We start from the raw sequence: 13,471 nt of genomic DNA on the forward strand, positions 1-13,471 counted from the left end.
ACAACAAGGATTGTGCACGGTGCCCATATTGTCACTGTGACCCAGGTCATAGCCTGAGGCAATGCCTGAGACATTCAGCAGACACAGGAGGCAAGGATGAGCGTCACGACCACGGAAGAGTCCTCGGCCGCCCCATCAGCTCAGCCCGATCCGATCCTGACCATGGAGGGCATCGATGTGCGCTTCGGCGGCCTTCGCGCCCTGAACGCCGTGGACCTGGATGTCCGCCCGGGGACGGTCCAGGGTGTGATCGGACCCAACGGTGCCGGGAAGACCACCCTGTTCAACGTCGCCTGCGGATTCATCCAGCCCCAGGAGGGGACCCTCACCTGGAAGGGACAGCGACTGAACCGACTGCGTTCGCACCAGCTCGCTGACCTGGGAATCGCCCGCACCCTCCAGGGCCTGGGCCTGTTCGAGGCCCTGAGCGTGGTGGAGAACGTCATGGTCGGCCTGGACCGTCACGCCCGCTCAGGGTTCTTCACAGGACTTCTGGGCGTCGGTCGCAGCCATCACGAGGAACGGGAGCTCCGGGAGCGGGCCATGACCATCCTGGAGGACTTCGGGATCGCCCATCACGCCCAGCGCCTGCCCACGTCGCTGCCTTACCCGATCAACAAGCGGGTCGCCCTGGCCCGTGCCGTGGCAGTGGAGCCTGAACTGCTGATGCTCGACGAGCCGGCCTCAGGTCTGTCTAACGCTGAGATGGACGAACTCGGTGAACTGATCCGCAGCCTCAGCGGACATATGGCGGTCATGCTCGTGGAGCACCACATGGACCTGGTGATGAGTGTCTGCGACGACATCATGGTGCTCGACTTCGGCCGACGGATTGCCCGTGGCACCCCGGATCAGATCAAGGACGATCCCGCCGTGATCTCCGCCTACCTGGGCGACGACGTCGCGGACAGCGCCGAGGAGGCACAGCATGCTCAGCATTGAGGACCTTTCCGTCCACTACGGGCCAGTCCATGCTCTGCGCGGAGTGTCCCTCTCGGCCGAGAGTGGACGCATCACGGCTGTCCTCGGGGCCAACGGCGCCGGCAAGACGACGCTTCTGCGCACGATCTCCGGCCTGGTTCCCTCCACGTCCGGGCGGATCGTCCTGGACGGCCAGGACATCACTCGGGTGCCGGCCGAGGCCAAGCCTGGTCTTGGCCTGTCCCAGGTCCCCGAGGGACGAGGTGTCATCACAGAACTGAGCATCGAGGAGAACCTCAAGCTGGGTGGCCTCTCCCGTGCCGACAAGTCCAAACCAGCAGACCTCGACCGGATCTATGACATGTTCCCGGTCCTGGGAGAACGACGAGATTCAGCCGCGCTCGTCCTCTCCGGTGGCGAGCGGCAGATGCTGGTCGTCGGGCGAGCACTGATGGCCACACCCAAGGTGCTCGTCCTGGACGAACCGTCCCTGGGCCTGGCGCCGCGCATCGTCACTCAGATCTTCTCCACGCTGCGTCGCCTGGCCGTGGACGAGGGGCTGGCGGTGCTGCTCGTGGAGCAGAATGCGCGCTCGGCGCTCTCGATCGCCGACCACGGTGTGGTGCTGAACCTGGGGAAGGTCGTCGCCCAGGACGACGCCCAGGTGCTCGCCGCCGACAGCAACCTCCGTCACGCCTACCTCGGCTTCTGATCACTGCAGCTGAACTCTCAGGAAGGAGAGCAGACCCTTGCAGATCGTCAACTACGTCCTGAACGGATTGTCCCTCGGGATGATCTACGCGGCATTCGCCCTCGCGTTGGTCTTGATCTACCGCGCCACGCGCATCGTCAACTTCGCCCAGGCCCCCATGGCCATGGTCTCCACCTTCATCGCGCTCACGGTCATCGAGGCCGGCGGCAACTACTGGCTGGCCTTTGCTGTCGCCCTGATCTCCGGATTCCTCCTGGGGGCCGTGGTCGAGCGCGTGATCATCCGCCCGGTGGAAGGCAAGTCCCCGATCAATGCGGTGATCCTCACGCTGGGGCTGTTCACTGTGCTGCACGCCGTGGCAGCCATTATCTTCGGCTCATCGTTCCAATCCTTCCCAGCTCCGTTCGGCCTTGACGGGATCCGCGTCGGCGAGCAGACCTTCGCACTCACCGGGTTCGGCATCTTCACCATCGTCGCCGTCCTGGTGGTGATGTTCCTGCTGCTGCTCCTCTTCCAGAAGACCACCATCGGCCTGCGTATGCGCGCCTCGGCCTTCAACCAAGAAGTCGCACGACTCCTGGGGGTCCGCGTGGGTCGCATGCTCACGCTGGGATGGGCCCTGGCCGGTCTGGTGGGCGCCCTCTCCGGCGTGCTGATCGCCGGCGGCAACTTCGTACACCCCGCCTACATGGACGCGGTGGTCGTCTATGGGTTCGCCGCAGCCGTCATCGGCGGACTGGACAGCCCCGTCGGCTCCGTGGTCGGAGGCCTCACCCTGGGCGTCCTGTTCAGCCTGGTCGCCGGGTTCGGAGGCGCCCAGCTGCTTCCCCTGGTCGCCTTCGTGGTCCTGATGGTCGTCCTGCTGGTCAAGCCCGATGGACTGTTCTCCCGCACCGCCACAAGGAGCGTCTGACATGTCGAGCACCTCACTCACCGCCCCCGCACCTGAGTCGACAGCGACGCAGCGCCCGGATCAGCCCTCCGGCTCATTCCTGGGTCGGTTCCGCGCTCGCCTGCAACGGTCCCCCCTGCTGCGTCACCTCCTGCTCGGCCTGGTGGGTCTGCTGCTGGTGGTCATCGCCATCGAGTCGGTCGAACCCTTCCGTCAGATTCAGCTGGCCACCATGGCCTACACCGCCATCGCGGCCGGTGGTCTGAGCCTGTTGCTCGGCCTGTCCGGCCAGCTCTCCCTCGGGCACGGAGCCTTCATGGCGATCGGCGCCTACACCACAGCACTGCTGCTCCAGGCCTCGGACGGTGCCCTGCCTCTGCCGGTGGTGCTGCTCATCGCCATGCTCGTGACCCTGGTGGTCGGGGCCATCATCGGAGTGGCAGCCGCCCGACTCCACGGACCGTACGTCGCCGGTGCCACCCTGGCCTTGGCCGTGGCGATCCCCGGGATCGCGCTGTTCTTCACCGACACCCTCGGCGGCGACCAGGGCCTCTCCGTACGGGTCCCTCCCGTGCCGGTCTGGTTCGACAACCTGATGTTCTTCATCACCGGCAATGAGGTGTCCTCCTCGTCCTATGTCGCCTACGTCGGCTGGTTCGGTGTCATCGCCATCTTCTTCCTCTTGGCCAATCTCTCGGCCAGCCGCACGGGTCGCCGCTGGCGGGCAGGGCGTGACGACGCTGTCGCCGCGTCCCTGGCAGGGATCAATGTGGGTCGTGATCGGGTGGTCGCCTTCGTGGTCTCGGTGGCCTGTGCCGGGCTCGCCGGAGGCGTGATGGCCCTGGTGGTCCGACTGACCGCGCCAGCCGGCTTCAACCTCACCCTCTCTCTGGCCCTATTGGCCGGAGTGGTGATCGGCGGTCTGGGCACCCTTCCTGGTGCATTGGTCGGCGCCGCCATCCTGACCTTCCTGCCGCAGATGGCCACGAACGCGGGCCTCTCACTCGGCCTGAGCTCCCTTCAAGCAGCAGAACTGGCGACCCTCGCCTACGGACTCACCCTGATGATCGTCATCGTGGTGGCACCTCGAGGCATCGTCGGGACACTGCGCGCGAAACGGCGCGAGCGTCAGGAACGCAAACTCGTCAAGGCCACGGCCTGATTCCCCCCGTCCCTCCATCCTCCTCATCCATCCCCTCACACAGGAGCAGATCCTCAATGAAGAGAACCGCACGCTTCGCCACCGTAGCCACCAGCCTGGTGCTCACTGCCAGCATGATCACCGCCTGCGGTGCCGGAGGCCGCCCGGCCGACGGCCAGAACGCCGACGGTGAGTACTCCGAGGTCGGCATCACCGACTCCTCGGTCAAGATCGGCGGGCACTTCCCGCTCACCGGTGTGGCCGCGCCCGGTTACAGCGAGATCCCCCTGGGCGCGACTGCCTACTTCGACTTCGTCAATGCCACCGGAGGCGTGCACGGTCGCGACATCGAGTACCTCTACCGCGATGACGCGTACAACCCGACCAACACCAGCTCTGTGGTGAACGAACTGGTGCTCCAGGACGAGGTCTTCGCCATGGTCGGCGGCGTCGGCACCCCCACCCACGGTGCGGTGATCGAGTTCCTCAACACTGAGAAGGTGCCGGACCTGTTCATCTCCTCTGGCTCGCTGATGTGGGGCAATGACCCTGAGTCGCGCCCCTATTCCTTCGGCTGGCAGCCGGACTACGAGGTCGAGGCCAAGATCATGGCGACCTGGATCAAGGAGAACCATCCTGACGCCAAGGTCGGCCTGTTCGTGCAGGACGACGACATGGGTCGAGACGGTGAGGCAGGAGTGCGCCGGATCATCGACGACCAGGTCGTCGCGGTGGAGAAGTACACCTCCGGCAACACGGACATCGTCCCGCAGCTGACCAACCTGCAAGCCGCTGATGTGGACTTCGTCCTGGCCTTCACCGTCCCCTCGTACACTGCCCTGAGCCAGCTGGCTGCACGCCGCCTGAACTTCAACCCCGAGTGGTTCTACGTCTCCGTGGGCGCGGACACGCAGTTGGTCGGCCAGCTGCTGTCCCGGTTCTCTGAGGGGGCCGTCAAGGACGGCGCCTCGGCACTGGAAGGCATCTACACCTCGGACTACGTCCCTTCTGCTGACGACCCCACCAACGAGTGGGTCCAGCTCTGGCAGCGCGTCTGGGACGAGCACGGCGGCAGTGGAGAGCTGACCTCGTACCATATCTACGGCATGTCGTTCGCGTACGCGTTCGTCCAGGCACTGCAGGCCGCCGGGCCCGAGCCCACCCGCGACGGGATCGTCCAGGTGCTGGAGGAGCGCGGTTCTGAGTTCGAGGGTCCACAGATGGCGCCGTTCCGTTACTCCGAGGACTCCCACCTGGGCATGTCCGGACTCAGCGTGGCCCAGATCCAGGACGGCGTCTCCAAGACCATCACCCCCGTCTACGTCTCCGACATCGGAGATGCCCCCATCGAGGAGCTGGGCCGCGAGCCGTCCACTCCCCCTGCCGACGGCATCCCGGACGAGACCGACTGACCTGCGGGCAGCTCCACGACCCCGCTTCCACCCTGAGAGGACCTGACCATGACTGCACCCACGACCAACGGTATCCTGCCTGACCATGACATCTACCGGCTCGACGACCGGCTGACCGACGAGCAACGAGAGATCCGTGACCGAGTCCGCGCCTTCGTGGACGCCGACGTCATGCCCATCATCAACGACTACTGGGAGCGGGCGGAGTTCCCCTTCGAACTCGTCCCCAAGATGGCTGAGCTGAACATCGTCGGCACCGTGATCGAGGGCTACGGCTGCCCCGGCATGAGCCGCCTGGCCTCGGCCATGGTCTCGGTGGAACTGGCACGCGGAGACGGATCCATCAACACCTTCTTCGGGGTGCACTCCGGATTGGCCATGGGCTCCATCAACGAGTTCGCCTCGCCGGAGCAGAAGGAACGGTGGCTGCCCCGCATGGCGCGTCTCGAGATGATCGGCGCCTTCGCCTTGACCGAACCGGCTCATGGCTCGGACTCCGTGGCCCTGGAGACCAGCGCCCGCCGTGAGGGTGACACCTGGGTCCTCAACGGCGCCAAGCGCTGGATCGGCAACGCCTCCTACGGCAACATCATCATCATCTACGCGCGGGATGAGGCAGACCAGAAGGTCAAGGCCTTCGTGCTGGAGCGTGAGCCGGATGCGGAATTCCCCGAGGGGTTCCAGCCCACCGTCATCACCGGGAAGGTCGGCAAGCGGGCCATCCTGCAGCCGGACATCGTCATCAAGGACCTGCGCATCCCTGAGGCGAACCGGTTGCCTGGCTGCGCGTCCTTCAAGGACGTCAACCGGGTCCTGAATGCGACCCGCGGCGGTGTCGCCTGGGAGTCCCTCGGCCATGCGATCTCCGCCTATGAAGATGCGGTCCGCTACGCCGAGGAGCGTGTCCAGTTCGGCAAGCCGATCGGTGCCCACCAGCTGGTGCAGAACAAGCTGGCGAACATGCTCGCCGAGGTCACCAACATCAAGCTGATGTGCTTCCGTCTGCTCGAGCTGCAGGACGAGGGGCTGCTCACCGGACCGATGGCTTCCCTGGTCAAGCTCTCCGCCGCACAGAAGGCCCGGTGGGTGGTCTCCACCGCCCGAGACATCCTGGGCGGCAACGGCCTGCTGCTGGAGAACAACGTGGCCCGGCATCTGACCGACATGGAGGTGGTGTTCACCTACGAGGGCACCGACTCCATGCAGTCCCTGATCGTCGGACGAGCCATCACCGGCCACTCCGCGTTCGCCTGATCCCCACTGCCCACCCCCGATCTGCAACCCCTCACGAAGGAGCACCACCATGCCAGAAGCCGTGATCGTCTCCGCGGTCCGCTCACCGATCGGCCGGGCCCGGAAGGGCTCCCTGCGGGATCTGCGTGCCGATGACATGGCCGCGCAAATGGTCACCGCAGCTTTGGAGGCCGTCCCCGGTCTGGACCCAGCCGAGATCGACGACCTGATCCTGGGCTGCGGCATCCCGGAGGGCGAGCAGGGCCAGAACATGGGAAGGATCGTGGCCATCCGCGCAGGTCTGGATGCTGTGCCGGGCACCACCATCACCCGGTTCTGTTCCTCCAGCCTCCAGACCACGCGCATGGCCCTGCATGCCATCCGGGCCAGCGAAGGCGACGTGTTCATCTCTGCGGGCGTGGAGTCAGCCAGCCGGTTGGGCCATGGCCGGTCTGAGGAGGACACCCGGAATCCGGCGTTCCGCGAGGCCTGGGAGCGCTCGGCACGCCGAGCAGAGGGCGGGGCACCCACCTGGACGGATCCCCGCGACGACGGCCACCTCCCGGACATCTACATCGCCATGGGTCAGACGGCAGAGAACGTCGCACAGATCCGCGGCATCTCCCGGCAGGCCCAGGACGAATATGCGGTCAGGTCTCAGAACCTGGCAGAGAAGTCCCAGGAGTCCGGGTTCTGGTCACGGGAGATTACCCCGGTAACCCTGCCGGACGGCACGACGGTCGCCCAGGACGACAGCCCCCGCGCCGGCACCACGATGGAGGCGGTCTCCGCCCTGGATCCGGTCTTCCGACCGGACGGAACCGTCACCGCCGGCAATGCCTGCCCCCTGAACGACGGAGCGGCCGCCCTGGTGATCATGAGCGACACCAAGGCCGCACAGCTCGGGCTGACCCCTCTGGCCCGGATCGTCTCCACCGGACTGTCCGCCCTCTCCCCCGAGATCATGGGCCTGGGCCCGGTGGAGGCGTCCCGCCAGGCACTGGCCCGCGCCGGCATGAGCATCGGCGACATCGACCAGGTGGAGATCAATGAGGCCTTCGCCGCCCAGGTGCTCCCCTCGGCAGAGGACCTCGGCATCCCCCTGGACAAGCTGAACGTCAACGGCGGCGCCATCGCCCTCGGCCACCCCTGGGGCATGACCGGGGCCCGGATCACCGCCACCCTGCTGAACTCCCTGCGTGAGCACGACGGACAGTTCGGCCTGGAGACCATGTGCGTCGGCGGCGGCCAGGGCATGGCCATGGTCATCGAACGCCTGTCCTGACCCACGGCATCCGCACACACCACCCGACTTCCCAGGAGGACACCATGAGCAATTCGACCACCCCCAACACCACCCGAGTGGCCATCGTCACCGGAGCAGCCCGCGGAATCGGCGCCGCCCTGGCCCGCCGCATGGCCCAGGACGGCTTCGCCGTCGCGGCCGTCGACCTGAAGGCCGAGGCCTGCGCTGACGTCGTCGAGGCCATCACCTCGGCAGGCGGCACCGCCCGCGCCTTCGCGGCCGATGTGTCCCAGGAGGACTCCGTCACCGCCCTGGTGGATTCGGTGGCCACGGAGATGGGACCGCCCACCGTGCTGATCAACAACGCCGGCGTCCTGCGTGACAACCTGCTGTTCAAGATGACCGCGGACGACTGGGACATCGTGATGAACGTGCACCTGCGTGGTCACTTCCTGATGTCTCGCGCGGTCCAGAAGCACATGACCGAGCAGGGCTGGGGGCGGATCGTGAACATCTCCTCCACCTCGGCGCTGGGCAACCGCGGGCAGGCTAACTACGCCGCGGCCAAGGCCGGCATCCAGGGCTTCACCAAGACCCTGGCCATCGAGCTGGGCAAGTTCGGCGTCACCGTCAACGCGATCGCCCCTGGCCTGATCGAGACCGACATGACCCGGGCCACCGCCGAACGGATGGGAGTCCCCTACGAGAACTTCGTGGAGAAGGCAGCGGCCCAGATCCCCGTGGCCCGCACCGGCACGCCGGAGGACATCGCCAGCACCGCGTCCTTCTTCGTCCGCGAGGAGGCCTCCTTCGTCTCCGGCCAGGTCATCTACGTGGCCGGTGGCCCCAAGGCCTGATCGGGCTCCACCTCGACGCCTCCCCGTTCCAGACTCTTCCACCCCCAGGAGCACTCATGCAGACCTTCTCCGGACTCGACGACTACGCCCAAGCCGTGGGCACCCATCTCGGCTACAGCGACTGGCGCACCATTACGCAGGAGCAGGTGAACATCTTCGCCGATGCAACCGACGACCACCAGTGGATCCACCTGGACGCCGAGCGCGCGGCGAAGGGACCCTTCGGAGCCACCGTGGCCCACGGATACCTGACCACTGCCCTGCTGCCGGCGTTGACCCGGGAGATCTACCGCGTGGACGGACTGGCCATGGGCGTGAACTACGGCTCGAACAAGGTCCGGTTCCCCCAGCCTGTCCCAGTGGGTAGCCGGGTCCGGGCCGGAGCCGAACTGCTGAACCTGGAACGCACCGCTCAGGGTGCCATGGCCACCACGCGCATGGTGGTGGAGATCGAGGGGCAGGAGAAGCCCGCCTGCGTGGCCGAGATCCTCTCGCTGCTCGTTCCGAACCCGAATCCGAACCCGAAGGAGGCCAGCTGATGAGCTTCAACATCTCCGTCCTGCTCCGAGAGAGTGCCGCCGCTCGACCGGACCACGACTGCCTGGTCCTGGGTGACCGCAGCTGGACCTACGCCCAGGTCGACGCCGCCGCGGACATCGTGGCCGCCCACCTCCAGGACCTCGGACTGCAGCAGGGCGCCAAGATCGCCGTCCAGCTTCCCAACATCCCCCAGTTCCTGTTCGCCTACTACGGCCTGACCCGCGCCGGGTACGTGATGGTGCCGATGAACCCTCTGCTGCGGGCTCGGGAGATGACCCACCAGCTGCGCAGCTCCGACGCTGAGGTGCTCATCACCGTGGACATGGTGGCGAAGGAAGCCCTCAAGGGGGCTCGTGACGCCGGTGATTTGACCGTGTTCGTGGTCTCGACCGGAGCAGGCGAGATCCCCGAGGGAACCCGTGACTTCACCGAGCTGATGCAGCCGCGTCGTCCCGTGCCGATGGCACCGACCCAGGCAGACGACACCGCCGTCATCCTCTTCACCAGTGGCACCACGGGCACGCCCAAGGGTGCCGAGCTCACACATTTCGGGATCTACATGAACTCGACGGTCTCCACCGACCGGATCCCGATCTATCCGGCCGATGTCACGCTGGCGGTGCTCCCCTTCTTCCACGTGTACGGCCTGACCAGTGTGCTGAACATCTGCGTGCGCGCCGGGTCCACCATGGTGCTGCTCCCCCGGTTCGATGCCACGGCGGCCCTGGACCTGATCGAGAAGCACCGCGTCACCCGGTTCTCGGCCGTCCCCACGATGATGGTCGGCATGTTGGAGGCCGGCACTGAAGGACGAGACCTGTCCTCCGTGGACCGGGTGGTGTCCGGTGGATCGGCCCTGCCCGGAGAGGTCCTGCGGCGTTTCGAGTCCGAGTTCCCCCGGGCCACCGTGTTGGAGGGCTATGGGCTGTCCGAGTCCACCAGCTCCGTGTGCGTGAATGTCTCCCGTGAGGAGCGCAAGGTGCTCTCAATCGGCCAGCCGCTCTGGGGCACCCGGTGCCGGGTGGTGGATGCCGAAGGTCAGGACCTGCCCCGCGGCAGCGAGCACATCGGCGAGCTGCTCTTCAGCGGGCCGACCATCATGAAGGGCTATTACAACGACCCGGAGTCCACCCGTGCCGCCCTGGTGGACGGCTGGCTGCATACCGGTGACATGGGCTACCGGGATGAGGAGGGGTTCATCTTCGTGGTGGACCGCAAGAAGGAGCTGATCATCCGCGGCGGCTACAACGTCTACCCGCGCGAGGTGGAGGAGGTCATCGCCGGACATCCCAGCGTGTCTGAAGTGGCCGTCGTCGGGAAGCCTGATCCCGCTCTGGGCCAGGAGGTGGTGGCTGTGGTCAGCACCCGCCCCGGAACCCAGGTGACGCCCGAGGAGATCATCGAGTACGCCAAGGCCTCCCTGGCGGCGTACAAGTACCCCCGGGATGTGCGGATCGTGGAGACGATGCCGACCACCGCCACGGGCAAGATCCTCAAGCGCGAGCTGGCTGAGCAGATCAGCTCGTAGTCCTGGCGGCCGCGCTCAGACACTGAGGCCCCAGACCGTTCGACGGTCTGGGGCCTCAGTGTGTGCGGGTCGGATGGACCCGCACCTGGTCAGATCAGATGCTGTACTCCGGAGCGGCCCAGACGACGACCTCGGGGTGCTCGTAGAAGCGGTAGCCCTGGCCGCGGACGGTGCGGACAGTGGCGGAGAGGCGGCCGAGCTTGGCGCGCAGGCGGCGGATGTGGACGTCGATGGTGCGCTCGTTGGGCACCTCGTCCGAGTTCTTCCAGAGCGAGTCAAGCAGCTCTTCACGCCCGACGGTGCGGCCGCCGTTCTCCACCAGGTAGTTCAGCAGCTCGAACTCCTTGTAGGTCAGGTTCAGACCCTCGCCGTCCAGCATGACCTCGCGGCGGGCCAGATCGATCAGCACACCGGGCTGGCGGGTGGAGACCGGGGCGGGGGCCTGCTGCAGGTCCGGGCGAGGGCCGCCCTGGATGGTGGGATCGCCCAGCACCTGGCGGACGACCTCCAGGTCAGAGCCAGGGGCGCCAGCCGGGGCGATGGCTACGGCCGCGTGAGAGGCAGAGCCCGCCACGAGGGACTCCACGTAGTGGCGCAGCTCGTTGGCCAGGCGGGTCAGCGAGGTCCCGGCAGCCGAGGCGGCGGACTCGTCCATGCCCACGTAGAGCACGAAGCCACGGGCCTCGTTCTCCTGGGCCACGGCCTGCGGGCCGGGGATGCCGTTGGGGGCCAGGACCGGCATGGGGCTGGTCTGGGGAGCGGCAGAGGCAGCAGATTCGCCCTGCTGAGGTGTGGGCTCCGGGACCGAATGCAGTGCACGTCCGCCCGGCATCCCCGCATAGGTCCCGCCATGGGCGCGGTAATGCTCGGCCATGGCGGCTCGGCGCTGCGCATTGCGGACGGAGATGTGGACGTAACCCTGCGGTGCTGTGGTCATGGACGTTCCCTTGCGTCTTTCGGGCTGGGCCGCGCAACGGGGATGTCGACGCCGGATCACGGCCTCACATCCACAGCCGGTGGCTCAGCGAACCTCCTACCCACTGCGTCTGGCAAGCGGGGTCACCGCAACTGCCTGACGGGCGTGGAGTAGGGGGCGGATGGTCATGTGACCACTGTGTGTCGTCACAAACAGTTCTCGCAAGTAACACTGGACCATTCGTCTCACCATGCGAGACAAACCGTCTCTTTTGTGGGCAAGATCACACCTGCGGAACCTGGGAAAACGGTGTGAAAGAGGTCTTGAATGTTTCACACTACGCGGTCCACGGCACTTTCAGCGGCGAGCAGGGACCTCGAGTCCTGGATACCGACGCCTGAGAGCCCTTCGATCAGCGAGAGGGGAGTATGCCGACCGGGCACCCCCCTCGTCAAGCGGAGCGCGCGCGGCCCTCGTACGTCCACATTCTGGACAGTGTGCGCGGGCAGGCCCTCGACCGGCTGCCCGACTACTCGGCCAGGCCGTACAGGCGGTCGCCGGCGTCGCCGAGCCCGGGGACGATGTAGGCGTTCTCGTCCAGCCGCTCATCGATGGCAGCCACGAACAGGTCCACCTCCACACCCTCCAGCTCCCGCTCCAGGCGCTCGATCCCCTCCGGCGCGGCCAGCAGGCAGATGCAGGTCACCCGGGAGGCGTTGCGCTCGTACAGGAAGCGGATGGACTCCACCAGGGTGCCGCCGGTGGCCAGCATGGGATCCAGCACGAACACGTGCCGCCCCGTCAGGTCGGCGGGCAGCCGCTCGGCGTAGGTGACGATGTCCAGCGTCTCCTCGTTGCGGGCCATGCCCAGGAACCCGACCTCCGCGGTGGGCGCCATGCGCACCATGCCCTCGAGCATGCCCAGTCCGGCACGCAGGATCGGCACCACCAGCGGGGTGGGGCGGGCCAGGCGGCGGCCGGTGGTGGAGGTGACGGGAGTCTGGATGTCCACGTCCTCCATGGCCACATCACGCGTGGCCTCGTAGGCCAGGAGCATGACCAGCTCCTCGGTGAGCTGACGGAAGGTGATGGAGGGGGTCTCCTTCTTCCTCAGCACCGTGAGCTTGTGGGCGACCAGCGGATGTTCGACGACCTGTACGCGCATGGTGCCAGCCTACCGGCCGCACTCGCCCGGCCCGTCGGCCCGGGCAGTGCCGGAACCCGCACAGACACCTCCCGACGACGGCCCCTCCCCTACGCTGGTCAGGTGACCTCCCAGCCCCCGCCCCCTCACCCCTGCGCCCCGCGCGAGGCGACCTCTGAGCGTGCCGTGCCGGCCGTCGTCGGGAAGGGTGTGACTGCGACTTCGGGGCGCGAGGAGAGGGAGCGCTGGATGGGGCTGGCGCTGGCTGAGGCCGCGAAGACCGAGGCGGCAGGGGACGTGCCGATCGGGGCGGTGGTGATCGGGCCGGACGGGCAGATGCTGGGCGCCGGGTTCAACGAGCGGGAGGCCGGTGGTGATCCGACCGCGCACGCCGAGGTGCTGGCGCTGCGCCGGGCGGCGCAGGCCCGCGCGGTGAGCGGGAAGGGCGACGGCTGGCGGCTCTCGGACTGCACGCTGGTGGTCACCCTGGAGCCCTGTGCCATGTGCGCCGGGGCGATGGTGCTGGCGCGGGTGCCGCAGCTGGTGTTCGGGGCCTGGGATCCCAAGGCCGGAGCCTGCGGGTCGGTGTTCGACGTGGTGCGCGAGCCGCGGCTGAACCACTGGGTGGAGGTCCATCCGGGCGTGCGGGAGGACGAATGCGCGGAGCTGCTGCGCGAGTTCTTCCGTGCGCACCGCGGCTGAGTTTGGGCGAGCTTGGCAGAGTCGGATATGCTCGACAGGCCGTGGTGACGTGTCCGAGCGGCCGAAGGTGCAACACTCGAAATGTTGTGTACGGTAACCCCGTACCGTGGGTTCAAATCCCACCGTCACCGCCATTCGCACAGCCCCTGGTCCACCGGTTCACTCCGGTTCGACCAGGGGCTGTTCGCATGTCCGGGTGGTGCATGACTCGTCAGAACCCAGACCCC

13 protein-coding genes and 1 tRNA gene are annotated in these 13,471 nt (G+C 67.0%); 12 read left to right on the plus strand and 2 right to left on the minus strand.

Annotated features, from left to right (window positions below):
- Positions 1-96 precede the first annotated feature (96 nt).
- From ACEXHE_RS07440 to ACEXHE_RS07485, 10 genes are read left to right on the plus strand one after another with little or no spacing between them, the layout of a single operon-like run.
- Positions 97-942: an ABC transporter ATP-binding protein gene (locus tag ACEXHE_RS07440; RefSeq protein ID WP_374785309.1), complete on the plus strand. Its 846-nt coding sequence runs from the start codon at positions 97-99 to the stop codon at positions 940-942.
- Positions 929-1,633, plus strand: a complete 705-nt coding sequence (locus ACEXHE_RS07445) for an ABC transporter ATP-binding protein (protein WP_374785310.1) — start codon at positions 929-931, stop codon at positions 1,631-1,633. Before ACEXHE_RS07440 ends, ACEXHE_RS07445 begins: the two co-directional genes overlap by 14 nt.
- A 37-nt stretch (positions 1,634-1,670) precedes the next feature.
- Positions 1,671-2,546: a branched-chain amino acid ABC transporter permease gene (locus ACEXHE_RS07450; RefSeq protein ID WP_374785311.1), complete on the plus strand. Its 876-nt coding sequence runs from the start codon at positions 1,671-1,673 to the stop codon at positions 2,544-2,546.
- Between the two features lies 1 nt (position 2,547).
- A complete protein-coding gene (locus tag ACEXHE_RS07455; protein ID WP_374785312.1) occupies positions 2,548-3,687 on the plus strand; it encodes a branched-chain amino acid ABC transporter permease in 1,140 nt (379 codons plus the stop codon).
- A gap of 56 nt (positions 3,688-3,743) precedes the next feature.
- Positions 3,744-5,078 (plus strand): ABC transporter substrate-binding protein, encoded by a 1,335-nt coding sequence (locus ACEXHE_RS07460; RefSeq protein ID WP_374785313.1) that lies wholly within the window; start codon positions 3,744-3,746, stop codon positions 5,076-5,078.
- Positions 5,079-5,126: 48 nt separating this feature from the next.
- A complete protein-coding gene (locus tag ACEXHE_RS07465; RefSeq protein ID WP_374785314.1) occupies positions 5,127-6,332 on the plus strand; it encodes an acyl-CoA dehydrogenase family protein in 1,206 nt (401 codons plus the stop codon).
- Positions 6,333-6,381: 49 nt separating this feature from the next.
- Positions 6,382-7,596, plus strand: coding sequence for an acetyl-CoA C-acetyltransferase (locus ACEXHE_RS07470; RefSeq protein ID WP_374785315.1), 1,215 nt, complete (start codon positions 6,382-6,384; stop codon positions 7,594-7,596).
- Between the two features lie 44 nt (positions 7,597-7,640).
- On the plus strand, positions 7,641-8,414 hold the full coding sequence (gene fabG / locus ACEXHE_RS07475; RefSeq protein ID WP_374785316.1) for a 3-oxoacyl-ACP reductase FabG: 774 nt from the start codon (positions 7,641-7,643) through the stop codon (positions 8,412-8,414).
- Between the two features lie 56 nt (positions 8,415-8,470).
- Positions 8,471-8,953 (plus strand): MaoC family dehydratase, encoded by a 483-nt coding sequence (locus ACEXHE_RS07480; protein WP_374785317.1) that lies wholly within the window; start codon positions 8,471-8,473, stop codon positions 8,951-8,953.
- Complete coding sequence (locus ACEXHE_RS07485; protein ID WP_374785318.1) at positions 8,953-10,482, plus strand: long-chain fatty acid--CoA ligase; 1,530 nt, start codon at positions 8,953-8,955, stop codon at positions 10,480-10,482. The genes ACEXHE_RS07480 and ACEXHE_RS07485 overlap by 1 nt, the downstream gene beginning before the upstream one ends.
- A gap of 94 nt (positions 10,483-10,576) precedes the next feature.
- Here the strand turns inward: ACEXHE_RS07485 and ACEXHE_RS07490 are convergent, their stop codons facing one another.
- Both ACEXHE_RS07490 and upp read right to left on the minus strand, forming a co-directional pair.
- Positions 10,577-11,419: a winged helix-turn-helix domain-containing protein gene (locus ACEXHE_RS07490; protein WP_374785319.1), complete on the minus strand. Its 843-nt coding sequence runs from the start codon at positions 11,417-11,419 to the stop codon at positions 10,577-10,579.
- A gap of 508 nt (positions 11,420-11,927) precedes the next feature.
- Entirely contained in the window at positions 11,928-12,563 is a 636-nt protein-coding gene (gene upp / locus ACEXHE_RS07495; RefSeq protein ID WP_091699171.1) for a uracil phosphoribosyltransferase, read from the minus strand.
- A 189-nt stretch (positions 12,564-12,752) separates the two neighbouring features.
- On the opposite strand from upp, the gene tadA reads away from it, so the two are divergent.
- Both tadA and ACEXHE_RS07505 read left to right on the plus strand, forming a co-directional pair.
- Positions 12,753-13,244: a tRNA adenosine(34) deaminase TadA gene (gene tadA, locus ACEXHE_RS07500; RefSeq protein ID WP_374785447.1), complete on the plus strand. Its 492-nt coding sequence runs from the start codon at positions 12,753-12,755 to the stop codon at positions 13,242-13,244.
- A 43-nt stretch (positions 13,245-13,287) separates the two neighbouring features.
- Positions 13,288-13,378, plus strand: a tRNA-Ser gene (locus ACEXHE_RS07505).
- Positions 13,379-13,471: the final 93 nt, after the last annotated feature.

This window comes from Micrococcus sp. IITD107, from assembly GCF_041927415.1.
Classification (GTDB): Bacteria; Actinomycetota; Actinomycetes; order Actinomycetales; family Micrococcaceae; genus Citricoccus; species Citricoccus terreus.